The sequence below is a fragment of the Streptomyces sp. NPDC002513 genome, assembly GCF_053595355.1.
The window spans coordinates 44,925-67,834 of record NZ_JBSFXK010000035.1; the positions used below are offsets into that span (position 1 = coordinate 44,925).

21 protein-coding genes and 3 pseudogenes are annotated in these 22,910 nt (G+C 68.0%); 11 read left to right on the plus strand and 13 right to left on the minus strand.

Annotated elements, in window-relative coordinates; all coding sequences use genetic code 11:
• Nucleotides 1-142: 142 nt before the first annotated feature.
• The 5 genes from ACWD5Q_RS22305 to ACWD5Q_RS22325 form a co-directional block, all read right to left on the minus strand.
• Nucleotides 143-655 carry a nucleoside deaminase gene (locus ACWD5Q_RS22305; protein WP_451428778.1) on the minus strand — a complete coding sequence of 171 codons (513 nt, stop codon included), beginning with the start codon at nt 653-655 and terminating at the stop codon, nt 143-145.
• 40 nt (nt 656-695) lie between these two features.
• Nucleotides 696-1,241: a hypothetical protein gene (locus ACWD5Q_RS22310; protein WP_451428779.1), complete on the minus strand. Its 546-nt coding sequence runs from the start codon at nt 1,239-1,241 to the stop codon at nt 696-698.
• Nucleotides 1,238-2,860 (minus strand): hypothetical protein, encoded by a 1,623-nt coding sequence (locus ACWD5Q_RS22315; RefSeq protein WP_451428780.1) that lies wholly within the window; start codon nt 2,858-2,860, stop codon nt 1,238-1,240. Before ACWD5Q_RS22315 ends, ACWD5Q_RS22310 begins: the two co-directional genes overlap by 4 nt.
• A gap of 181 nt (nt 2,861-3,041) precedes the next feature.
• Entirely contained in the window at nt 3,042-3,242 is a 201-nt protein-coding gene (locus ACWD5Q_RS22320; RefSeq protein WP_451428781.1) for a DUF397 domain-containing protein, read from the minus strand.
• The gene (locus ACWD5Q_RS22325) at nt 3,243-4,088 is read right to left on the minus strand and encodes a helix-turn-helix domain-containing protein (protein WP_451428782.1); all 846 of its coding nucleotides are present in this window, start codon (nt 4,086-4,088) and stop codon (nt 3,243-3,245) included.
• 220 nt (nt 4,089-4,308) lie between these two features.
• Here ACWD5Q_RS22325 and ACWD5Q_RS22330 point away from each other — a divergent pair, with 220 nt between their 5' ends.
• Nucleotides 4,309-4,941 (plus strand): ATP-binding protein, encoded by a 633-nt coding sequence (locus ACWD5Q_RS22330; RefSeq protein ID WP_451428783.1) that lies wholly within the window; start codon nt 4,309-4,311, stop codon nt 4,939-4,941.
• 21 nt (nt 4,942-4,962) lie between these two features.
• Here the strand turns inward: ACWD5Q_RS22330 and ACWD5Q_RS22335 are convergent, their stop codons facing one another.
• Nucleotides 4,963-5,889, minus strand: coding sequence for a hypothetical protein (locus ACWD5Q_RS22335; protein ID WP_451428784.1), 927 nt, complete (start codon nt 5,887-5,889; stop codon nt 4,963-4,965).
• 248 nt (nt 5,890-6,137) lie between these two features.
• On the opposite strand from ACWD5Q_RS22335, the gene ACWD5Q_RS22340 reads away from it, so the two are divergent.
• From ACWD5Q_RS22340 to ACWD5Q_RS22355, 4 genes are all read left to right on the plus strand, one after another.
• The gene (locus ACWD5Q_RS22340) at nt 6,138-6,827 is read left to right on the plus strand and encodes a hypothetical protein (RefSeq protein WP_451428785.1); all 690 of its coding nucleotides are present in this window, start codon (nt 6,138-6,140) and stop codon (nt 6,825-6,827) included.
• A gap of 18 nt (nt 6,828-6,845) precedes the next feature.
• A complete protein-coding gene (locus ACWD5Q_RS22345; protein ID WP_451428786.1) occupies nt 6,846-8,282 on the plus strand; it encodes a hypothetical protein in 1,437 nt (478 codons plus the stop codon).
• A gap of 233 nt (nt 8,283-8,515) precedes the next feature.
• The gene (locus ACWD5Q_RS22350; RefSeq protein WP_451428812.1) at nt 8,516-10,096 is read left to right on the plus strand and encodes a DEAD/DEAH box helicase; all 1,581 of its coding nucleotides are present in this window, start codon (nt 8,516-8,518) and stop codon (nt 10,094-10,096) included.
• A 103-nt stretch (nt 10,097-10,199) separates the two neighbouring features.
• A complete protein-coding gene (locus ACWD5Q_RS22355) occupies nt 10,200-11,549 on the plus strand; it encodes a DNA cytosine methyltransferase (RefSeq protein WP_451428787.1) in 1,350 nt (449 codons plus the stop codon).
• Here ACWD5Q_RS22355 and ACWD5Q_RS22360 read toward each other — a convergent pair.
• Both ACWD5Q_RS22360 and ACWD5Q_RS22365 read right to left on the minus strand, forming a co-directional pair.
• Nucleotides 11,481-11,942, minus strand: coding sequence for a very short patch repair endonuclease (locus ACWD5Q_RS22360; RefSeq protein WP_451428788.1), 462 nt, complete (start codon nt 11,940-11,942; stop codon nt 11,481-11,483). The genes ACWD5Q_RS22355 and ACWD5Q_RS22360 overlap by 69 nt on opposite strands.
• Nucleotides 11,943-12,037: 95 nt before the next feature.
• On the minus strand, nt 12,038-13,048 hold the full coding sequence (locus ACWD5Q_RS22365) for a hypothetical protein (RefSeq protein ID WP_451428789.1): 1,011 nt from the start codon (nt 13,046-13,048) through the stop codon (nt 12,038-12,040).
• A gap of 118 nt (nt 13,049-13,166) precedes the next feature.
• Between ACWD5Q_RS22365 and ACWD5Q_RS22370 the strand changes: the two are divergent.
• Nucleotides 13,167-13,286, plus strand: a pseudogene (locus ACWD5Q_RS22370) (IS5/IS1182 family transposase); the annotation flags it as partial.
• Between the two features lie 46 nt (nt 13,287-13,332).
• Here ACWD5Q_RS22370 and ACWD5Q_RS22375 read toward each other — a convergent pair.
• A complete protein-coding gene (locus ACWD5Q_RS22375) occupies nt 13,333-14,049 on the minus strand; it encodes an SDR family oxidoreductase (protein ID WP_451428790.1) in 717 nt (238 codons plus the stop codon).
• A gap of 71 nt (nt 14,050-14,120) precedes the next feature.
• On the opposite strand from ACWD5Q_RS22375, the pseudogene ACWD5Q_RS22380 reads away from it, so the two are divergent.
• Nucleotides 14,121-14,366, plus strand: a pseudogene (locus ACWD5Q_RS22380) (helix-turn-helix domain-containing protein); the annotation flags it as partial.
• A gap of 196 nt (nt 14,367-14,562) precedes the next feature.
• On the opposite strand, the gene ACWD5Q_RS22385 reads toward ACWD5Q_RS22380, so the two are convergent.
• Both ACWD5Q_RS22385 and ACWD5Q_RS22390 read right to left on the minus strand, forming a co-directional pair.
• Nucleotides 14,563-15,696: an acyltransferase family protein gene (locus ACWD5Q_RS22385; RefSeq protein WP_451428791.1), complete on the minus strand. Its 1,134-nt coding sequence runs from the start codon at nt 15,694-15,696 to the stop codon at nt 14,563-14,565.
• Between the two features lie 286 nt (nt 15,697-15,982).
• Entirely contained in the window at nt 15,983-17,383 is a 1,401-nt protein-coding gene (locus ACWD5Q_RS22390; protein ID WP_451428792.1) for an MFS transporter, read from the minus strand.
• 156 nt (nt 17,384-17,539) lie between these two features.
• On the opposite strand from ACWD5Q_RS22390, the gene ACWD5Q_RS22395 reads away from it, so the two are divergent.
• A complete protein-coding gene (locus ACWD5Q_RS22395) occupies nt 17,540-18,073 on the plus strand; it encodes a winged helix-turn-helix transcriptional regulator (protein ID WP_451428793.1) in 534 nt (177 codons plus the stop codon).
• Nucleotides 18,069-18,374 (plus strand): annotated as a pseudogene (locus ACWD5Q_RS22400) (hypothetical protein); the annotation flags it as partial. The gene ACWD5Q_RS22395 and the pseudogene ACWD5Q_RS22400, both read left to right, overlap by 5 nt.
• A 220-nt stretch (nt 18,375-18,594) precedes the next feature.
• On the opposite strand, the gene ACWD5Q_RS22405 reads toward ACWD5Q_RS22400, so the two are convergent.
• Nucleotides 18,595-19,068, minus strand: a complete 474-nt coding sequence (locus ACWD5Q_RS22405; protein ID WP_451428794.1) for a heme-degrading domain-containing protein — start codon at nt 19,066-19,068, stop codon at nt 18,595-18,597.
• On the minus strand, nt 19,065-20,150 hold the full coding sequence (locus ACWD5Q_RS22410) for a Gfo/Idh/MocA family protein (RefSeq protein ID WP_451428795.1): 1,086 nt from the start codon (nt 20,148-20,150) through the stop codon (nt 19,065-19,067). The genes ACWD5Q_RS22405 and ACWD5Q_RS22410 overlap by 4 nt, the downstream gene beginning before the upstream one ends.
• A gap of 55 nt (nt 20,151-20,205) precedes the next feature.
• Here ACWD5Q_RS22410 and ACWD5Q_RS22415 point away from each other — a divergent pair, with 55 nt between their 5' ends.
• Nucleotides 20,206-21,507, plus strand: coding sequence for an ROK family transcriptional regulator (locus ACWD5Q_RS22415; protein ID WP_451428796.1), 1,302 nt, complete (start codon nt 20,206-20,208; stop codon nt 21,505-21,507).
• Between the two features lie 372 nt (nt 21,508-21,879).
• Complete coding sequence (locus ACWD5Q_RS22420) at nt 21,880-22,905, plus strand: hypothetical protein (RefSeq protein WP_451428797.1); 1,026 nt, start codon at nt 21,880-21,882, stop codon at nt 22,903-22,905.
• Nucleotides 22,906-22,910: the final 5 nt, after the last annotated feature.

Sequence of the window (22,910 nt, forward strand, 5' to 3'; positions counted from 1 at the left end):
CACGCAGGCGGCACCCGCCCTCCGAGTCCCGCCCCGAGTCGGTGTCGCCAGCGGCCGGTGCATGGGTGGCCTGTGGGGCCGGTTGCAGGGCTGTGTCTGCTGGTGGCCGCCGTCTTGCTGGTGCCGTCGCGACCGGGGTGGGTCAGAGCTTGGGCTCCACGGGAAACGGCAGCTTGTCTGCCCAGTGAGACAGGGCTGCGATCGCCACATCGCGAGCCTCGTTGCCCGCTGCGGTCTCATCGAGGAGGGCGCGTTCGGCGTTCGGGAGGGCGAGTTGCCTGTAGTACTGGAGGTCCTCGAAGCCGTTAACAGCCACGTCATGGCTGGTGGCGGCGTACACGAGACGGGGAATCCGAGCCCAGTAGCAGGCGACCAGACACATGGGGCACGGTTCGCTGCTGCAGTACATGACGGCGTCTTCCATGAGGTGGCGCCCGAGCTCGGCGCCGGCGGCACGCAGGGCCATGACTTCCGCATGAGCAGTAGGATCGTGAAGTTCGACCACCGAGCTGGTGCCAGTCCCGACGACTTCCCCGTCGATGACGACGAGCGCCCCGAAGGGGGTCTTGCCCTCGTCTTCGAGGGCGTGCCGGGACAGTTTGATGGCCTGCGTGAGGAAGGCATGGTCCTGGGCGGTCTCGGGAACGTAGGGCACCTTGTCTCCAAGTATCCGATTGAGCCAGTTGCGGGTGCACTCACATGTAGACGGAAGGGTCGGCGTCGCCGAACGGACCGTCCAGGCTCAGGTCGTAGCCGGTGAGTGGAGTGGTGGCGCCGACGATCTCGGTGGTGCGCAGCGCCAGTCCGGCCATGTGAGGGTCGGTCCATTCGCCGTTTTTACGCAGTTCGAGCATATCCGGGACGTCAGCAGCTACTTGGTCGCCACGGAGGATCAGGCGATGGACGCGGGGTGCGGCTGGACTGGAGTCACAGAGTAGAACACTAGTGGCGGACAGCCGGTGATGCCATTCCTCGAAGGCTTCGTCGATCGCGGTGGGACGGGCCGCAGCGTCGGGCTCAAGGGGGAGGCTGTGCAGCACTACGCGGGTAATGGCGAGACTGTCACCGCGGCGCAGCTGGGCAGTCATGAGGGCCTGATCGACTTCGTTGCGGAAAGCCGTGAGTTCGGGCAGTAGCCAGTCCTGGCCGCACTGTACGACGACGGCGGCGGTTACCTCTTCCGTCCCAAGGTCGGCCAGCCGCCCCCGCCAGGCGTCTGCATCTATGACGGGATCGGTCATGCTCCCTCCCGGGTGTGCGCGCCGACGAGTTGGAGAACTCTGAGACCGGTGACGATGGCCTCAGCCGGTTGGCCCTCCTCGGCAGCTCCAGGCAGAACTCGTGCTGCCAGGCGCGCGGCGGCCTTGAGCGCGTGAGTGGGGAGGGAGGCGAGAAAGGCACGCAGCGCCGTGTCACTGTCGCCTGGAGCAAGCGGAGCGATGCGGCAGGCGATGGCCAGGAGCATTGCGGCCGGACGCTGGTGTGGTTCGACGAGCGGGGCGGGTACCTGATAGCTGTGACCGCGCCGTGCCCTTCTTATCTCTGCGGCTGGTGAACTGGGCGGGTCGGCACGGCTGATGAGCCCCAACAGCGCTTCTCTGGCCTCCGCGGCGGTGCTGAAGTATCGGTGAGTGGCGAAGGTGCGTAGATAGGCGCCCAACAGCTGTTGATCCGGCGTGAATTCGGGACGGATCAGCTCCGGGGGGTGAGGCAGGCGAGCGTCACGCAGGGTGGCGAGCGCGGTCACCGAGACGAGCGCCCAGAAGTGGTCGTATCCCTGCACGGAGGCGAAGGTGCTGCGCGCGGCGTCGGCTTCGGGAGTGGAGAGGGCGTCGGCTCCGTAGAGGACCTGGCGCAGCTGAGCCAGGATGGAGGCGCCGTCCCAGTAGTTGCCCATGAACTTGGTGCCGGTGAGGATCTCGTAGGCGCCGTACAGTGCGCTCGCCTGATGGGCGCCGTGGAACTCGCTGAAGTCACCGCTCCACAGCAGGACTTGGATCGGTCTGGTGAAAATCGTGCCGAGTTCGTCGCGGGTGTTGGCGGACTTCGGGTCCGGGTCGACGCAGCGCAGGATCTTCAGCCGGGCGTCGGTAGTGAGTGCGACCAGCTCGCGGGCGGCTCGGTTGGAAGCCACGCCTCGTACCGACATGAGCAGCACGGTGTTCGCGAGCCACGCCAGGTAGCGGCTGAGCGCACCCAGCGCTGGCGCTGGGTCAGGCAGGCGGCGGGAGTGCCGGATGGTTGAGTCGATCAGCGCATGGGCGCAGACGATGACCTGAACCGGGTCCGCACCGCTGACCAGCGTGGCGCGCGATAGACGATGGAGGACGTCGAGGTGAACCGTGATGGTTCTGTCCGCAGCTTCCGCCGGGACCTCTGCCTCCACCAGTTGGTTGACGAGGTGCCGGATCGCCGTGGGGTCGTTGCTCGTGGCCGCCTGGCTGACGGTGCCCAGGTAGGTGTGGATGATGGGGTCGTTCTCGGGCTCGGGAGAGGCGGAGCCGGGAACCGTGCCCTGCCGGGCCAGAGCTTCGGTCAGGGTCCGACGTAGCAGCCGGTTGCGGCCGCCGATACTCGCCAGACCGAAGAGCTGAACGAAAGAGAAGATCCCGAAAATATTGGCCAGAAGGAACAGCAACGCGCCATAAGTAGCACTGGCTTCGTTGCCGCCGAGCAACCCGCAGCCGGTGAACAGGGCGGCGAACCAGCCGATCAACACCCATTCCCGGAAGGCGATGTGGCCGTCGATCGCTCGTAACGACGGCCAGGAGCTGGCCGCGGAGAAAGTCAGCGCGAAGATGACCGCCTCACCGGTGAGCAGCGTGGCGAAGAAAGCGACGCTGAACTGCGTCGCATCCACGACATCGCCGTGCCCACGGGGATAGGCGAGTGCGAGGACACCGAGTGCCAAAGCGCAGAGAATCAGCGCAACCCGTCTCCACCTCTGCACTACTGCCCCGTTCGCCGCCTGCTTCTCATCAGCGCTGTCCAACTCTTACAGGAATCACTGGCGTTGCCAACAGTGTCTCTTTCGCCATGGATCAGCGCTTCAGCCAATCGGTCAGGAACTGGCACCATGCGTCGGGTGATACCGCCACGCAGGCCCGGTCAGGCTGCTTGGAGTCCCGTATCAGTACGCCGTTCGGTACGAAGGCGGCCTCCACACATTCAGTGGTGTTGCCCCCGCTATGAGACGATTTGAACCATGCGGAATCGGGGACTGGCGGCTGGCCGACGGGCATTCACAGCTCCTTGCGAACGCGATGGATCATGGCGGAGGATGCCTCCATGTCCAACGCTTGCGCCCGGAGGTACTCGAACGCAAGTCTGTATCGCTCCAGTTCCTCGTCCTTCTCCAGGAAGAGTGACCCCGTGTGGAAGTCGACGTACACCACGTCGAGGGCCGCTTCGGCACCGCCAATGATGACGAAGCTTCCGAGAGCTGCCGCGTGGGCGCCCTTGGAGAAGGGGAGCACCTGGAGCCTGATGTGGGCGGACTCGTTCGCCTCCAGCAGGCGGCCGAGTTGCTCCTTCATGGTCTCCGGTGAACCGACGACCCGACGGATCACGGACTCATCCAGGATGGCCCACAGTCTCGGAGGCTTCTGACGGCCGAGGACCTCCTGCCGCTTCATACGGATGTCCACGAGCCGCTCGACCTCTGCAAGCTCCAAGGGCACCTCGTTGGCCTTCTGGAGCGCGGTGCTGTAAGCACGGGTCTGCAGAAGGCCAGGGACGTAGACGCAGGAGAAGTGATCTTCGCGTACGGCCTCGTTCTCAAGCGTGAGCAGAAGGTTCATGCTCTCCGGGATGGAGTCGGCGAATGAACTCCACCAACCCTGCTGCTTGACGTCCTTCGCCAGGGCGACAACAGCCCGACGCTCAGCCTCAGTCGCTCCGTACTCCCGGCACAGCGCGTCGATCACGATCCACTTGACTGGGCCGGCCTGAGTCTCATACCTGCTGACCGTCGCCTTGGACACGCCGACAAGCCCTCCGGCTTCCTCAAGCGTCAGCCCCTTGCGAGCACGCAACTTGCGCATCATTGCGCCCAGTTGTCGACGGCGTGTGGTGGCTCGAACGGACATGCGGCTCCTCTGTGCGAGCGCTGGGCGACACGCCCGGCGACGCGCATCAGGCTAGGCAGTCCACGAGGCACCCGGCCACCAGATTCACCCGATGGATTATCGTGAGAAGTTACACGGCAAGACTTCTCTATGCCATTCTCGGCTTACGGATCGCTACACAGCGCAGCCAGGCCAACACGGCAGGTTGGGTGCGTGTGTGGCCCGGGAGGGAGGAGTAGTCATGACTTGCTACGAGGCCGCCGAGCCCCGACTCCGCTGTGTCCTGCCTTTCGAGGCAGTGCCGGCGGAGGTGTCTCTGCTTCGGAGAGCCGCGGTCGCGCAGCTCAGGCAGTGGGGGACCCCTGCCGCTGCCGATGAGGTGGAGCTTCTCGTTACGGAGCTGGCAACGAACGTCATCAAGCACGTCGGCGAGGGCGCGTCAGCGACCTTGGTCCTGGAGTGCCGGAAGGAGCGTTTACGCGTCGAAGTCCACGACAAGAGCAGCATGCTCCCTTCGCTGAGGAGCCCAAGCTGCGACGAGGAGTGCGGCCGCGGCCTGCATCTCATCGCGGCACTGGCCGTGAGGTGGGGGGCGGGCCTGACGGCTGCTGGCAAGGCGGTCTGGTGCGAGATCGCGTTCAGTTCAGAGCGTGCGTGCTTGCGCATCGAGCGGGCCTTCAAGGCGCTTGAGTGCTACCAGGGCGCAGCAGGAAAGCCCGTGCTCCAGGGTGGCAAACGGAACGCTGTCCTTGAGCAGGCAGCGATCGAACTCATCGCTGATCTCCTCCACTGGACTGCTGCTCGTGGCCATGACCCGGACGACATCCTCGATCGGGCGCAGACGCACTACGAAGCCGAAACGGAGGCGGCTTAGCAGAAAAGCGCATGCCAGTGGTCACTCCAGTGCGGCTCGGAGAAGCGCGCCGGCGTCATCGGTGGCGCCCTGCTTATGTAGTTCCAGAGCCACGTGCAGGATGTCCTGGTCGTTCTGATCCCGGCCGTAGATATGGATCAAGTTGTCAGCGAGGCTGTCCTCCTGCTCCCGTCTCAGCAGGCGGAGCAGCGTCGCCGTCTCAAGGTGGTTAAGTACTTCCGTGGTGTGGCGCAGCAGAGAAAGCGCCGCATCCCGCCGGCCGCCGCTATGCAGTTCCCCCGCCTGCTTGGCCACCAGGCGTGTGGCGGCAACATCGTTCTTCCTCCGCTGCCGGTCCCCCCTCCGGCGGGGGACCGGCAGCGGAGTCGACGACGCGCGAACCGCGAGACGGGCTTGCAAGCCGGCCCTGGTTGCCTTCAGTTCTGTGATTGTCGCCGTCAGCATCTCCACGTCGCCGCGTAGGGCTTCAAGATCCTTGGCGTTGTCTTGGCTGGTCTGGCGCAGGGATGCACTTTCGGACTGCGTCTCGCGGAGCCACTGGGTGACTTCGTCGAGTTCCGCAACCAGCTCAGCGCAGTGGCGGCAGCGCCTCTCCGCATGTGCATGGTCCCGGAGGCTCCTGAGTTCCTTGAGAGTGATGCCGACGAGGCCTTCTCCGCCCGTGTCTGAGCAGGCCGCCCTGTGCAGCTCCTCGATGATTCTCAGGCTGGGGATGGAGTCCCCGCTCAGGAATCTGGACAGAGAGCTTTCGTTGCTATAAATGCGCTTCGCCGCTCTAGCCTGAGTTGGTCGCTTTCCAGTAGGTATGCCTGATTGGTCGACGTCGACCAAGTGACGGCAGAGCCCTTGCAGTGCCCGTGCGAGGGCGCGCTGGCCAGCAGAAACGTCACTGCCGAACCCCTTGTCGATCCAGTCGTGTTGAGCCGCGCCCGTGTCGTCCTTTGCCATGCCGCTCTGCCTCCGGGTTCCAAGCGAGGTCGTGATCCCGATCTCGCAATTGTGCCCGAGCGGCGGGGAGTTGATCCTTGCTATTTCTGGAGCAAGTGTTCTGGCGCTGGACTTCCTTTCGGGTTGTGGTGTCAGACTGGCTGAGGAGCCGCCCGAGAGGCGGGGGGTGTAAGCCTGCATTGCGCAGTTTTGCTGTGCATTGCATTGGCTTAGTGCGTTTTTTCGCGCGACATGACCGGAGGCACTAGATGACGCTGCCGTCCTGGCAGGACACGAAGTTGGGGAGCATGGCGCGTGCAGCGCTGTGGCTTCTTCTTGTAGTGGGCGAGGGCAATATCTTTACGAAGGCACAGTTGCGCGCGGCCTTCCCGGATGTCGCTCAGATCGACCGGCGCATCCGGGACCTGCGGGATCGCGACTGGCGCATCGACACCAGCCGCGATGACCCTTCACTGAAGCAGCAGGAGCAGCGCTTCGTGGTCAGGGGCGAGGACGTCTGGATCCCGGGCAAGTCCAAGGCGCCGAAGCATAAGAACAGCCTCACGGCGGCCCAGCGCTTGAAGGTGTTCCAGGCGGACAACTACCTCTGCCGTTCGTGCGGCATCGCGGGCGGCGAGGCGTACGAGGACGGCATCACCTTGTCGGTGTTGAACGTGGCTCGGCGCAAGGTTTTGATGCCAGACGGAACGGTCGACTACCAGCTCGTCACGGAATGCAAGCGATGCGGGGCGGGCGGAGCCGATCGCGAGGTCGACTTGGGAGTGATCCTCGACCTGGCGGAAGGCCTGTCTCCCATGGAACGGCAGGTCTTCTCAGCGTGGATTGCCGCCGACCAGAGGTCCCTCAGCCCCATGGAGAAGATCTGGGGCCTCTACAGGACTCTGCCTGACGACTCACGCAAGGCCGTCGCCGACGCGCTCGACGACATGGACGACTAGTACAGAAGGGGGAGAGCAATGCTGCGGGAGTTTCCGCCGCCGCCTCGGGCGGCCGAGTTCAGTGAACTGATCAAGAAGAAGGTTGAGGAGGTCAAGGTCGCCGGCGGTACCAGGGAGACCGTCACGGTGGACTGGAATGAGCAGCAGGCACATGTTGAGGTGATCGACCTCCCGCTCAGCGGGCTGTACTTCAACCCGGGTACGCACCGGATCCGCGCCCAGCGCAGCCACGACTCGGCTCGTGACGACGCTCTGGAGAAGGACCCCTGGAGTGCCGAAAGCCAGGACTACCTGAAATTCCTGCTCCAGGCGTCGCCGGCCGATCCGAACTTGCGGGACCCGGAGTTCGATACGCTGAAAGACAGCTTGAAGCAGTTCGGTCAGAACGACCCTGGCCTCGTGACACACCACGGAATTTTGGTGAATGGAAACACGCGAGCTGCCGCCCTGCGGGAGCTCGGTGTCCAGTCGATGCGGGTTGGGGTCCTGCCTGAGTCGTTCACATGGGCGGACATCAACGCCGTCGAACTATCCCTCCAGCTGCGCAAGGACCATCGGCGCGACTACACGTTCATCAACAAGCTCCTGGCGATGGAGGAGCAGGCAGCGCTTGGCCGGACACCTGAGCAGATCGCCAAGGAGTTCCGGATCCAGGTCAAGACCTATCACCAGGAGCGCTGGATCCTTAGCACGATCAGGGAGCTGATCGACCGGAGCAAGAGCGGCGGTGGTCTCGCACTGCGATTGGTGGACTGGGAGGGGGCTCAGGAGCGACTCAAGGAACTCCACCGCCTGTACGTCAAGCTTGAGACCGTCGACCGTGACCAGGCGGAGGTCCTCAAGGAGTGGCGGCTGGCCGCTATCCTCCTGAACTTCTCGAAGACCGACGTCCGACATATCGACGAGGAGTTCTTGAAGGAGGGGCACCTGGGCCGTACGTTGCCGGCCACGCTGGCCACGGGCGACTCTGTTGCAACACAGCCGGAAGCAGTGTCCATTCCGGGACTTGGTCTGACGGTGCCCTCGGCCTCCTCTGCAGTTTCCGAGGCTCGAGCGCTGAACGACCAGATCCTCCGCGCCAGCGCTGCGGTCCGGAGCGCTGGCCCGGAGCTGCTCGATGGTGACAAAGCACAGGGCCAGTCCGTACTCGACGAAGCGAAGAGGGCGTTTGACGAGGCGATTGACGCTGCTGGCCGCGATCGACGCTTGCGGAAGCGCAAGCAGCTGGCGCCTGCTCGCCTTGCAGAGGCCTGCGCGAGCATCGATCAGTGCGTGATGGACCTTGTCCAGGCCCGCACCTCCCGGAGCCTGGATGAGGAGGCTTTCGACGAGGCGGTGCTGAAGCTCCGTGGCAGCCTTCGGAAGCTGGCTCAGCAGGCCGGCCGTGGCTTGCCTAATCCCGGGGACGGAGTTGCCTGGCTGCTGGAGGCCGCGGCTGCGGGGGGCCCGCAGTGACAACGGAAAACACGGAAACGTCCCTGCATCTCGGCCTTGACGAGGCACGCACACGAGTCGTCCTCAGGACAACCGATCACTACCAGCAGGACCTTGTAGAGCTGGCCGCCCGTTTCCGTACGGGCGGCCAGCTCGGGCCTCTGAGCGCCTCAGTCGCGCTTGACGAACTGCTCGCCGATCTGGCGGTTCTTGGGAGTTGGCCTCATCACGAGGGAGTGGAGTGGGCTCCCGAGCTGCGCAACCTTGTGACAAGCGTCGTCAGGGACGCGAACACGGTCGAGGAACGACTTGCTGGTTCTCAGCCGCAGGGTGAGGTTGCCCCTGGCTCAGTTCCGAGCTTGCTTGGAGACACGTGGGAAGCTGAACTCAGTACATTCCAGCTTCGTGACATCGCAAAGCTGCTGTCACTCCAGCACGGGGCCAACTTCAGCGTCCCCGGTGCGGGTAAGACACGCGTGGCCCTTGCGGTCTACGCCGCGCAGAAGGCTCGGGGAAAGGTGAGCCGAGTTTTGGTGGTGTGCCCTAAGTCGGCCTATGAGTCCTGGCGTTACGAGACCGCCGTTTGTTTCAGGTACCCACTGCGGACCCATGTTCTCGACGGATCGATGGACCAATGGGCGGAGGTACTTATCGTCAACTACGAGCGGCTGGACCGCTCGTTGGCCACGTTGGCTAGTTGGTTGAAGGCGGCGCCTTCGATGATCATCCTTGATGAGGCGCACAGGATGAAGCTCGGCGCACGAGGCACGTACGGCGCTGCATGTATGGCACTTGGCCCCCTCGCTGAGCGGCGGATGATCCTTACTGGGACGCCAGCGCCGAACGGATCGAAGGACCTGGAGAACCTGATGGGCTTCGTCTGGCCGGGCCACGGTCAGCGCACTGTAGTCCGAGCTGTGGCGGGCGGAGACCTTGCCTACGCCAGCACTGTCCTTCGGCCTCTGTTCACTCGGACGACGAAGCAGGAACTGGGCCTTCCCCCCGTTCACCTTGGGATCCGGTACCTGGATATGCCTCCGCTGCATGACGAAATCTACGGTTCCCTGGTCGGTGGTATGAACAGCAGAGCGGCAAGAGAGGACCTCAGCTCGCTCGGCAAGACGGCTCTGCGGCTCCTCATGGCAGCTACGAGTCCTGCCCTGCTCCTTGAGGGCGGTAGCCGATATGAGCCGTTGGCTTATCAGCTGCCGCCGATGGAGATCCCCCAGGGAAGCTCCTTGTACTCCCTCATGCAGAATCTGCCGGACTACGAGCTGTCTCCCAAGTACAAGGAGGCGGTAGCGATAGTTGCAGAGAATGCCGAGCGGGGCCGCAAGACACTGGTGTGGACCACGTTCGTGCGGAGTCTTACCACTCTGGAGCAGTTGCTTGAGAAGTACAGTCCAGCCGTCGTCTACGGGGGCACAGCCGACCGAGACGAGCAACTGCGACGCTTCCGGGAAGACCCGAGCTGCATGGTGCTGATCTCTAACCCTGCGACGCTCGGAGAGGGAATCAGCCTGCATCACGTCTGTCACGACGCGGTGTATGTGGACCGTGACTTCATGGCGGGGCGGTTCCTGCAGAGCCTTGACCGGATCCATCGCCTCGGCCTCGCGCCGGGGACAGATACGCGGGTGACAGTCCTGGCTGTGAGGAACACCATTGATGAGGTGGTTGCGGCGCGGTTGGAGCAGAAGCTGGAGTTCATGGGGAAGATCCTCGATGACCCGACAGTCCAGCAGCTCTCTGACCTGCAAGAAGAGCCGTCTGTTGCGGCTGGTCTAGCGCCGAGTGACATCGAGGCCTTGCTGAGCCACATGAGCAGTCGGTAGCGTTGATGGATTGAGTTTGGGAGACTCCTGGTGTCGTCGGGGCAATGATCACTGTCCCGACGAGGACCAACGCGTGTTTTTCGCCACACCAGGAGGAGCGCCCATGCGCGCCAGCGGCCGGAAGCGTCCGCAGTTCGCCTCGCCACTGACCTCGATCGAGATCTGTGCGGGGGCCGGCGGCCAAGCTGTTGGGCTGCACGACGCCGGCTTTGACCATCTTGCGCTTGTTGAGTGGGATCGCCATGCGGTGCAGACGCTTCGAGCGAACGTAGGTGGCTGGCCTGGGTGGACCCCGGAGAAGGCGCAGAGCCTCGAGTCGATGGATGTCCGGGAATTCCTTGGCTCTGAAATGCACACGAATCTCGGACTTAATGAAGGCGATCTTGACTTGCTCGCCGGCGGCGTCCCGTGCCCGCCATTCTCACTGGCTGGAAAGCAGCTCGGGCCGGAAGACGAGCGAGACCTATTTCCGGATGCACTGAGGATCGTCAGGGCTTTGAAACCCAAGGCGGTCATGATTGAAAATGTGCGAGGGATTCTTGAGCCCCCCGAGGTTTTCATCGAATATCGCAATTACATTCTTGGGGAGCTGCGGGATGCCGGATATTCCGTACCGGAGGTTGACGAAAATTCGCCGTCAGTGAACCAGGACCTAGCGATGAGGGAGGTTTGGCGGCGGCTTGATGCCAGTGACTTCGGCGTGCCGCAATTGCGCCCCCGTGCGATTCTTGTTGCTTTTCGTGAGGATATCCTTGCTGGTGGCGAATTCGATTTCCTCTGGCCGAGGCTTCTTAAAGGGGGAGGTGCCACAGTCGCGGGGAAGCTCGAAAGGACCATGAGGGAGCGTTGCGAAGATTTCTGGGATAAGAATCAGTGGGGGCATCCCGCCAAACCCGGTGATCGCACCGGAAAAGACGTATATGACGACTGGCTCAAGGACGCCGAGAAAGCTGCGGCGGCTGGCAAGGGCGTAGCTCCGACTCTTGTGGGCGGGTCGAAGAAGCATGGCGGTGCCGACCTCGGTCCCACCAGGGCCAAGCGGGCTTGGGCGGCCATGGGGGTGGATGCTATGGGTGTTGCTAACGATCGCGAGGAGTGTGATGCGGAGCGAGACCTCTTCCGAGAAGCTGGCCCAATGCTGACTGTTGAGCAGGCTGCGATTATCCAGGGTTTCCCACGTAATTGGAAATTCCAGGGAAAGAAGACGGCACGCTACCGGCAGGTTGGGAATGCATTTCCGCCTCCGGTTGCTGAGGCTGTGGGGCGTGCTATCGCTGCTGTCCTGCGTCCGGAACATCGAGGCGAACTGCTCAAGGATTATGAGATGGAATCCGCCGAAAGGGCATCCGTGGAAGCTATCCCTGAGCAGATGGAGTTTCCTGTCTCAATGGCCCAGCGAATCTCCGCGACGCGCAAGGACAATATCGACGATCTTGTGAGCGCAAGCATCTGATGGCTCGTGCTCCCAGAAGCGGAGCACAATCCATCCTGCCTCCGTGAGCCTCTCATCCGTGTCACGGTCGCGTCGAACGTTACGTAGTACTTTTTCTGACCAATATGCCGGATTCGTTCGCGGGGCGACATAGTGCTCAGGGCAGCCATGCCAGTAGCAGCCATCAATGAACACGGCAACCTTCGCCGGGCGGAATACCATATCTGCCGTCCGGCGAAGGCCAGGAAGGGGGCGGGCGGCGACGCGATAGCGCAGCCCCTTCGCGTGAACCAGTCGCCGGATCAGCCTTTCGGGCTGGGTGTCGCGGCTGCGGATCGCCTGCATGTTGCGACGGCGAGCGGCGGAGGAAGCCCATGAACCCTCCGGCGCCTTCCAGTCGGGATCTTCGGACACACCGAAGAGGGTAGTCCTCTACGGCGCCTATGGTTACGCCGGTTCTCTATGGTTCCTGGGGCGACGGCGTTGAGTTGCAACGATGTGCGAATTCGTCAGCCTCCGTGGCACCCTTCATAAACCCGCTCCGACCCGCACCAGCACGCCCCGCCCCGCTCCGGTGGCCACGTCATCGCCCGGCCTCGGGCTGCCAGGGTCGTCGCGTACTGGGGGAGCAGGGTGGTGTCCTCCGGGGTCGTGCCCTCCGAGGCTGCGAAGGCCTCGTAGGAGGGGACCGTGGCCGTCACGATGCCCAGGTTCGGGGTGCCGGAGGCGGCCAGTTCCCTCAGGGATCGCTCTATCGTCGTCTGGTGCTCCGTGTGGGAGGAGTACTCGGTGGCCAGCGACGGGTACGCCGCCACCAGCTCCTGGAGTTCGGGGGCCGGCCAGTGCAGGACCGCGACCGGGAACGGGCGGGACAGGGCCTCCCGGTAGGCGCCCAGCTCTGCCTGCAGGCGGCTGATCTCGGCCTGGAGTTCCGCCGGGTTGTCCGAGCCCAGAGACCAGATCCGCTTCGGGTCGTGGAGTTCGTCCAGGGACACCGAGGAGGAGTGGAGGGTGTCGGCCAGCATGTCCCAGTCGTCATGGGCCGCGCCCAGCATGCGGCGGACTCGGTGGCGGCCGTAGAGGAGCGGGTGGGTGGACTGCGGGGGCTCCGCGGGGTCGCCGAGCAGGAGGCTCAGCCCCTGGGTGAACGTCGCCTCCGCCGCCTCCAGCTCGTCGTGCGACTCCAGCGACTCCGCGACGATCAGCCAAGGCGCCGGGTGGCGGGGGGCGGACGTGCGGAGGCCGTCGATGATCGCCCGGGCCTCCGCCTCGTGGTCGTACTCCCACAGGTTCGACGCCTTCAGGGCGCGGACGAGGTGGGGGTTCTCCAGCGGCTCGGAGGACGACAGCAGGCGGTCGTACAGCGCGGTCGCGCCGGGGCGGTCACCGGCCAGTTCCCGGTGGGCCGCGGCCTGCAACAGCAGGTGTTCCGCGTCCTCGGGATACAGGCCGGCAGCCCGCTCCAGGCGTGCTGCTTCGGCGTTGTGGTCGACGTTCTCGGCAGGCGTGTCGGGGCGCATGGGGGACACCGTACTGCCGACGACTGACAAAGGAGAGAGATTCGCAGGCCGGGGGCGGTCGGGTGGTGGTCCGGCCGGCTGGCCGGCTTACGCGGCCGCGCCGTCCGCCCGCGACGTCCGTACCGCCCCTTGCCGCGAACGGAACGCTCAGCGACTGAGAAGCGCCTTCTTCGGTCTCGCCGACACGATCATCACCGTCCGTAGCCTGATCCGCCGAGCCTGGACCACCCGCCGCTGAGACACCCGCCGCTCGGACACCCGTCCTCGACGCCGCCCATGACTGATCACCAGGGCACGGGCGTTCCGTCCCAGGAGAAGAAGCCACCGGTGGGGCCGTCGTCCGGCAGCAGGGCCAGGCGGAGCGCACCCTGCGCGGCCTCGGCCGGGTCGCCGTCGGCAGCGGCGGTCCGGGGGTTGAGATCGGTGGCCCGCAGGCCGGGGGCGAGCGCGTTGACCTTGAAGCCGTCCTCGGCCAGCGTCTGGGCGTAGAGGACGGTGAGGGCGTTGAGGGCGGCCTTGGACGACCGGTAGGCGGCGGCGCCGCCGCTTCCCGGGGTGAACTGGGGGTTGGGGGTGGTGCTCCAGGTCAGCGACGCGGTGCCACTGGAGATGTTGACTATGCGCGGGCGCGGGGACCGGCGCAGGGCGGGCAGGAAGGCATTGGTCACCGCCACTACCCCGAACACATTGGTCTCGTACGTGCGCCGGTACTCCTCGACGCCGGTGTCGGCCGGCGGCGCGAGTGACGGCGTGATGCCGGCGTTGTTGACCAGTACGTCCAAGCGGTCCACCTGAGCCGCGGCCTGTGCGATGCCGTCGGGATCCGTCACGTCGAGGACCAGCAGACGGGCCCCGGCTCCGATCTCCTCGACGGCCCGCTGTCCGCGCCCGGGGTCACGGGAGCCCACGTACACGGTGAGGCCCTCGGCGGCGAGCAGCCGGGCGATGTGCTTGCCGATGCCCTTGTTGGCACCGGTGACCAGAGCTGTGCGTTCGTTCATGGCGACCACACTTCCCTGGTCGTGGGTGTTCTGCCAGGGACAGCCCGTACCAGGCAGTGGGAGGAGGCGGCATGGCGCGGCAGGAGCTGGCCCACTACCTGCGGAACCGCCGGGCGGCCCTGCGTCCGCACGAGATCGGCCTGGCGGCGACGGGCACCGCGCGCCGCACACCGGGTCTGCGCCGCGAAGAGGTGGCGCGGCTCGCTCACATGTCGGTCGACTACTACATGCGGCTGGAGCAGGCCCGGGGGCCGCGGCCATCGGCCCGGATCCTGGACGCGCCGGCCCGCGTGCTGCGGCTCACGCCGGCCGAGCGAGATGACGGCCGACCCCGGATCACCTGCGGCGCGGGCCCTGCGCAGGCTGGCCAGGCAGGCGACCTGAAACGAAGGATGCGCACGGGTCTCGCCAGCGATCACAGAGCATCGCAACTCACTCTTCACTGGGGGCCTGCGCCCACCGTGATGCCGAGGCTTTCCACGCCGCCTGTCCGCGCGGGCTCTTGATGCCCGCCTACGGCTTGTGCGGTGGGGCCGTCGTGGTGTCGCGGCCGGTGTCGGCCGGTGCCAGGGGGATGTCGCCGTGGCGTGGGGCGGGCAGGGGCCGGCGGTGGTCCCGGGCCAGACGGCGCGTGAGCCAGCGTCGTGCCGGGGTTTCCACCCGGTCCGTCAGTACCAGGCCCGCCGCCACCAGTGCGGCCAGGAAGACCAGACCGCCCCAGGGCGCGAGGACTTCCAGTCTCCAGCCGGTGAACTGCAGGGTCGCGGCGTACAGAAGGGCCGCCAGCGGCCGGTGCAGCACGTAGACGCAGTAGGAGGCCTTGCCCAGCGCATCGCAGCAGCCCCGGATGCTGCCGGTCGAGGGCTCGCTGCTCGCGCCGAGCAGGACGATGAGCGGGAACACCAGTAGGACGCACAGGAGTTGCGTGACCAGGCCGGGGCTGAACAAGGCGAGGGCGGGCAGCGCGGCCATCAGCAGCAGCGGCGGAACGCTCGGGGTGCGCAGTCTGTCCCGCAACCGGTGGACCAGCAGTCCGGCGGCGAAGGAGAAGCACACCCGTGCCAGCCCGCCGGGAAAGGTCGACCAGGTCAGACCGACCGCCGCGGTTCCCCAGTGGAAGAGGGCGAAAGAATAGAGGACGCCGCAGGTCAGTACGGTGCCGAAGAGAATCTTTGCGGATTGCAGGGGGCGCCAGAACGATACCCACAGAAGGTTGGCGAGCAGCTCGAAGAAAATGGACCACATCGGGCCGTTGAGCGGAAACAGTCCTTCGCCTGTCGGCGCCGGGAGCATGAACAGGGCCGTGGGCAGGGTGATGAGGAGTTTTCGCCGGCTCCATGGCTCGGTGGGCGAATGGTAGAGGATGCACAGTACGGCGTGGATTACTCCCAGGAGCAGGCCCAGGGCGTACAGAGGGTAGAGCCGTGCCCAGCGTCGCCGTAGGAAGTCCAGCGGTGTCATGCCCTGGCCGATGCGCTCGTCGTAGGCGTGGGCGAGCACGAAGCCGCTCAGTACGAAGAAGAGGTCCACGGCCATTCCGAGGAATTCCGGCGCGGTCCCGAAAAGGCGCGGAGAATGCAGTACGACAATGCAGAGGGCGGCGGCACCGCGGATTCCGTCGAGCGTGCGGTAGTTCTTCACTGGCATCGCCGGGCCGCCCCTTGCGTGGTCGAAGTGGATTGAGCGCCCTTCGCCGGCGTCAACGGGCGTCACTTTAGGGCCCGGAGTGGGCGGCCCGGGGGAGACCGGCCGGGCCGCTGGTTGTTTCGGATGTTCATTTTCTGGCGTTCGGCCGTATGACGGGTCGGTTCCGCACCTGCCGAAAGGCGAGGGGAACGCGCTCGACGAATGAACGCGTTCCCCTCGCTGTTCGGGTCCCTTCTCGGGACCTCTCTGTTCGGGTCCCTTCTCAGGGCCTCCGCCCGGTCCCTTCTCAGGCGGTCCGCTCGCGCAGGGCCAGGACGCCCGCCGCTCCCACCAGGGCCAGGCCCGCTGAGACGAGCAGGGCGATGTTCGCGCCGTGCGCCAGTGTGCCGCCGCCCGAGGTGACCAGGGCGATGGTGAGGGCCACGCCCGCGCAGGAGCCGATGTAGCGCATCGTCTGCTGGGCGCCCGAGCCCATCCCCGCCCGGGCCCTCGGGACCGACTCCACGGCGACCAGCGGCAGCGCGGCGTTGAGCAGGCCGCTGCCCACGCCGCCGATCACCAGGCCGGGCAGCACGCGCGGCCAGGAGTGGGCGCCTATCGCGCCGAGCATGGTCACGACGGCGACGGCGTGCAGGGCGAAGCCGAGGGCCAGTTGGTGGCGGGGCGAGACGCGGCCCGCGAGTCGCTTCGCCTGGAGGGCGACCAGGAAGGACAGCCCGGACCACAGCAGGAACAGCCAGGCGGTGTTCATCGCTGAGAGACCGAGCGCCTGCTGGAGCAGGGCCGGCAGGAAGCTGAACAGGCCGATCACCGTGAGGCCCGTGAAGAGTCCGGCCGCCGCGGAGCCGAGGAAGCGTGGGCGGCGCAGCAGGGTGAGGTCGATCATCGGGGTGCGGCTGCGGTGCTCGACCAGGGCGAAGGCCAGGACCAGGACCACGGCCGCCGCGAACAGCAGGAGCACCGGTGCCCGCAGCCAGCCGTCCCGGCCCAGGGTCAGCGCGGCCACCAGGGAGACGAGGGCGACGCTGAAGACGGCCGCCCCCAGGAGGTCCGGGCGGCCGGCGCGGGGTGCGCGGGACTCCGTCAGGCCGCGCGGCGACAGGGCCGCGATCACGAGCGCGGCGACGCCGAGGATGCCGTAGGCGGCTCGCCAGGTGGGCATCGCCCCGGCGACCACGGGGCCGGCCGCGATGCCGCCGCTGACGAACGCGCCCCATACGCCGGTCGCGTGCAGCCGGCCGCGCGCGCTCGGGTAGGCGTGCACCAGCAGGCCGAGGCTGCTGGCCAGGATGGCCGCGCTGGCCGCGCCCTGGGCGATGCGGGTGAGTGTGAACAGCCAGGTCGAGGTGGTGAAGGCGCCGAGCGTGGTGGTGAGGCCGAGGGCGACCGTGCCGGCCACGAAGATCCGGCGGCGGCCGTAGTCGTCGGCGAGGGTGCCGGCCACCAGGAGCAGTGCGGCCAGGCCCAGCGGGGTGCCGTTGAGCAGCCAGGCCTGGGCTGAGGCCGGGGTGTGCAGGGCGGCGGCGGTGGCGGGGAGCGTGACCATCGGGGCGGTGTAGATCATCAGCGCCATGGCGGTGGCCGCGCTGGTCAGGGCGAGGGTGAGGGCGGCCCGCGGGGTCTCCTGGGCCGCGGCGGCGGGAGCGGGGGCGGTGACGGCGGTCGCGGTGCTTTCCAACGGGGGCATGGCCTGCGCTTCCGGGTGAGGACTGGTCGGGAGCGAACGGGTTCGTTCATTGAACTTGCTCCGACCGTAGCAGCGTAGGTTCGGTCATTGAATCAAGAATCGGCAAAGTGGGTTCGGTCAATGAACCATCGAGAGGAGGGTGGCTACAGTGGGGAGATGGCTCTCGGCAAGGACTACGCGACACAGGAGTGCTCGATCGCCCGGGCGCTGGAGATCGTGGGCGAGCGCTGGACACTGCTCGTCGTGCGCGACGCGCTCTACGGCGTACGGCGCTACAACGACTTCCTCGCCCACCTCGGCATCCCGCGTGCCGTCCTCGCGGCCCGTCTCCAGACCCTCACCACCGAGGGGATCCTGGAGAAGCGCCGCTACCAGGAATCGCCGCCGAGGGACGAGTACGTCCTCACCGACCGCGGCATCGCCCTGTGGCCCGCCGTGCGCGCGCTCGGCCTGTGGGGGCGTGAGCACTTCACCGGGGAGCCGTTGCGCACCTTCCGGCACGCCACCTGCGGGACGGAACGGGAACTGGGTCCGTACGGCGAATGTCCCGACTGCGGAACCGCCGTACCCGTCCCGGACATCGACATGGTGCCGGGACCCGGACTGGACCCGAACCCGGCCGATCCGGTCAGCCGCGCGCTGCTCAAGCGGAAGAGGCTGCTGCAGCCGATCGAGGCCGAGCCTGTATAAAGACGCGCTCGGCCACGGCGGACTCCTCGGGCCGGCCGGACTCGTCTACCTCGGTCTGTTCGCGGTCGTCGCGGCCGTCGCCGCGTTCAACGTGTGGCGTACGAAGCGGACGATGGCCGTGAGCGCGGCGCCGGCCGACGCGGGCGCGCAGGTGCCCGGGCTCGGCGCGGTCACCAAGGCCCTGCCGTTCCTGTCCTTCTTCACCCTGGTCACCGTCGCGGTGGTGCCGCTGGCCGCCGCGTTGTACGTGGTCACCGGTACGACGTGGAGCGCGGTCGAGCGGGCGGTGCTGTACCGCTGAGCGGGCGGCCCTCCGCTTCGGCGCGGGCCGCGGCTGAGCCGGGCGGTCCGGGCGGTCAGGGCGGTCCGGTCCGTGAACGGGGTGGTGCGGACGCGTGGGCGCTCCTGCGGGGGCGGCGGCCGGGGAGCCGCGGGAGCCGTCCGGCGATTGCGGGCCGCCCGTGGTCCTCGCGTCCACGGGCGGCCCGCACGATGTCGCCGTCACACGACCTGCAGGGGCGTCAGCGGGTCTCCTTGAACCTCTCCAGGGCTTCGACCACCAACGCGTGGTCCTCCAGTTGCGGCAGGCCCGACACCACCACCGTGCCGATCACGCCCGCGCCCTCCACCGTGATCGGGAACGCGCCGCCGTGCGCCGCGTACACATCCGCATCGAGGCGGGAGGACTCCTCGAACGTCGTGCCCTTGGCCCGGAAGCGGGTGCCGACCAGCAGGGAGGAGCAGCCGTAGCGCTCGACCACGCGGCGCTTGCGGTCGATCCAGGCGTCGTTGTCCGGCGTGGAGCCCGGCAGCGCCGCGTGGAAGAGCTGCTGGCCGCCCCGGCGGATGTCGATCGCGACGGGCGCGCTGCGGGCCCGCGCCAGCTCCACCAGCATCGTGCCGAGCGCCCACGCGTCGTCGTAGGTGAAGTGAGGGAGCGTCAGGCGGCGCTCCTGCGCCTCGAGTTCGGGGATCCCGGGAGCGGTCGTCGTCACAGCGCCACCGCCACACCCTCGCGGGCGGAGCGCCGGGCCGCCTCGAGGACATCGAGGGCCGCGGCCGCCTCGTGCGCGGTGACCGGGTTGGGGCCGCCCTCGCGCAGTGCCCCGGCGATGGCCGCGTAGTACGCGGGATAGTCGCCGGGCAGGGTCGGTACGGGGCGGCCGCCACCGGTCACCGGGGACTCCCCGGCGCCGATGCGGCCCCACAGCGACTCGGGCTCCCGGCCCCAGTCCGAGCCGGGGCGCAGGCCCTCGCGCAGGGCCGCCTCCTGCGGGTCCAGGCCGTGCTTCACATAGCCCGCCGCGGAGCCGAGGACGCGGAAGCGGGGGCCGAGCTGGGCCGTCGTCGCGGAGACGTACAGGTGGGAGCGGACGCCGCTGGTGTGCGTCAGCGCGATGAACGTGTCGTCGTCCGTCTGCGCGCCCGGGCGGCGGATGTCCGCCTCGGCGTACACGGAGGCGGCGGGGCCGAAGAGGACGAGCGCCTGGTCGACGACGTGACTGCCGAGGTCGTACAGCAGACCTCCGATCTCTGCGGGGTCACCGGACTCGCGCCAGCCGCCCTTGGGCTGCGGGCGCCAGCGCTCGAAGCGGGACTCGAAACGCCAGACGTCGCCCAGGGCGCCCTCGGCCAGCAGCGTGCGCAGGGTCAGGAAGTCGTTGTCCCAGCGGCGGTTCTGGAAGACGGACAGCAGCAGGCCGCGCTCCTCGGCGAGGGCCGCCAGTGCGCGCGCCTCGGCCGCCGTCCCCGCGATCGGCTTGTCGACCACGACCGGCAGGCCCGCCTCCAGGGCGGCCGTCGCGATCGGGACGTGCGTCTTGTTCGGGGTCGCGATGGCGACCAGGTCCAGTTCCCCGGCCCGGGTCCACAGTTCGTCGGCGGAGGCGGCGATGCGCACGTCCGGGTACGCGGAGCGGGCCTCCTTCTGCCGCTCGGGGTTCGAGGTGACCACGGTGTCGAGGGCCAGGCCCTCGGTGGCGGCGATCAGCGGGGCGTGGAAGACGGAGCCCGCGAGGCCGAAGCCGACGAGGCCCACGCGGAGGGGGGTGTCAGTACCAGGGGCGGTGGCAGTCATGGCCCTACTTTCGCAACGCTGTTTCCAAAGTGCAAGCGCGAGGGAGAATGGGGGCGTGGACAGGACATACGCGGGACCGGGCGGAGGCAGGCATGGGGCCGGGGGAACCGTGGCGGGCGGAGTGAACCTGCTGGGGCTGCGGAGCCACAACGCCGCGCTCGTGCTGGATCTGCTTCGTACGGCGGGGGAGGCCGGGATCAGCCGCCTGGAACTGGCGGAGCGGACCGGGCTGACCCCGCAGGCCGTCAGCAAGATCACCGCCCGGCTGCGCGCGGACGGCCTCGCGGTGGAGGCGGGCCGCCGCGCCTCCACCGGCGGCAAACCGCGCACGGTGCTACGGCTGGTGCCGGACGCCGGATATGCGGTGGGGCTGCACCTGGACCGGGACGAACTGCGGGCCGTGCTCTGCGACCTGACGGGCGCGGTGGTCGCGCAGCGGCGGGCTCCGCTGGACTTGGGCGCGGGGGGAGAGGCCGTGGTGGAGGGCGCGGCCCGGGAGGTGGAGGCCCTGCTGGCCGGGGCGGCGCAGGGGGTGGGGGTGGACGTGGTGGCGCCGGGGGTGGACGTGGTGGCGTCGGGGACGGACGTGGTGGCGTCGGGGGTGGACGTGGTGGCGCCGGGGGACGCGGGGACGCCTGCGGCGGATGACGTCCCGGAGGCTCCCGCCCCCGCCCCCGCCCCCCTCCCCGTGCTCGGCGTCGGTGTCGCACTCCCCGGCCCCCTCGATCATCTGCACGGTGTGCTGCACCGGGTCACCGGGTTCCCCGAATGGGACGGCTTCCCGCTGCGGGACTCGCTGGCGCGGCGACTTGGGATGCCCGTCGTCGTCGACAAGGACACCAACGCCGCGGCGCTCGGGCTCGCCCTGGGCGGGGCGGCCGAGGGCGCGTCCCCGTCGTTCGCCTATCTGCACCTCGGGACCGGACTCGGCGCCGGGCTGGTCATCGGCGGCGCCGTGCACCGGGGAGCGCGGACCGGGGCCGGCGAGTTCGGGCACCAGGTCATCCAACTGGACGGGCCGCCGTGTCACTGCGGTGACCGGGGCTGCATCGAGGCGCTGTGCCTGGCCGCCGTCGCGCGTGGCGACGTGGCCGAGGCGGCGCGGGTCCTCGGCGCGGGCGCGGCGAACCTGGCCGGGCTGCTCGACATCGACCTGGTGCTGCTCGGCGGCCGTACCGTCGCCGCGCATCCCGAGTCCTTCGTGGGCGGAGTGAGCGCCGTCCTCGGCGCACGTGCCCGGCGCGAGGGCTCGGCCGGGGGCGTCCCGGTGCGCGTCGCCCCCGGCGGGGCGCGCGGGGTGGCGGAGGGCGCGGCCCGACTGCTGCTCGCGCCGCTGTTCGGGCGGGCGGAGGGCTGACGCCCGGGCGCGGCACGGGGCGCGGCGCCTGAGCGGAACGCGGGGGTGAGACCTGGGCGGGGTGTGGGGGTGTGATTTGGGCGGGTGCCTGGGCGGGACGCTCGGGTGTGACCTGGGCGGGCGTCAGGGCGGGACGCTTGGATATGACCTGGGCCGGTGTCAGGGCGGAACGTAGGAGGTGTGACCTGGGCGGGACGCGGGGGGTGGGACCTGGCCGGAACGCAGGGCGAAGAGCCCAGGACGCAGGCCGCTGGACGACACCCGCCAAAAGGTGGGCCCACTGCGCTGATCGAGGGGACTTGCCCTCGCCGAGTGCCGCTCTCCAGGCGTGGCGCGCCCCCCAGGGCGCCCCTTATGGAAGCTCATATGTTCATGCGACTGTCTCCACCCTCTCGACTGTCTCTGTTCCTGCCCTGTGCGCTCGCCGCCGTCCTTCTCCTCCGGCAGGCGCCCGCCGCCGCGCTCGTCGCCGACGAGCAGCTCAGCTGCGCCGGCCTGGCCGGCCACGCCTTCCCGCTCACCACCCGCATCCATGGCGGCCCCGGCAGCTACAAGCCCGGAGGCGCCGACGAGACCTGGTTCATCGACCTCACGAACAAGACCGCGGAGTCCTGCAAGAACGTCCACCCGGTGGTCGTCCTGGTCGACTCCCAGCACAAGCTGAGGGACGCCGAGCCCAAGCTGGAGTTCCTGGGGGGCGGCCGCTGGCACCCGGTCACCTTCACCCACACCGACCGGCAGGAACTGGTCGGCACCTTCGACGACGGCTTCTCCGGCTTCACGGTGGGCCCGAGCCGGACGCGCTCCGTGAAGGTGCGGTTCGGACTCACCGACGAGGCCCGGCCGAACGACATCGTGGCGAAGGCCGCCATCGCGCAGAAGAAGGGCGGCGACGGCGACTGGGCCGGCGAGTCGGACAACTACTGGTTCCGGGTCGAGGCGGGGGGCGCCGCCACCGCCGAACTCACGGGCAAGACACCCGACCCGACGGGAGAGACGCCCGCCCCGAAGCGAAAGACGCCCGGTCCGTCGGACGAGGCGACCGCTCCCACCGGCAAGTCGACCGCCCCGAAGGGGAAGCCGCCCGGTCCGTCGGACGAGGCGACCGCCCCCACCGGCACGTCGACCGCCGCGCCGGACAAGGCGAACGGCCCCACCGGCACGGCGGCTCACCCGACCGGCAAGGCGTCCGGGCAGTCGGACAAGGGCCATGCGCTCCGGCCCGCGGACAAGGCGTCGCCCGCCCCGGGGTCGACCGCCACCGCCGGGGCGCGGGCCACCACCGCCGCGTCGCCACCGTCGCGCGACCTCGTCAAGTTCGTCGGCGGAGTGGCGATGGCCGCGACCGGTCTGCTCGTCGCGGGCGGGTCCCTCGTGATGGCCCGCAGGCGCCGCTGACACCG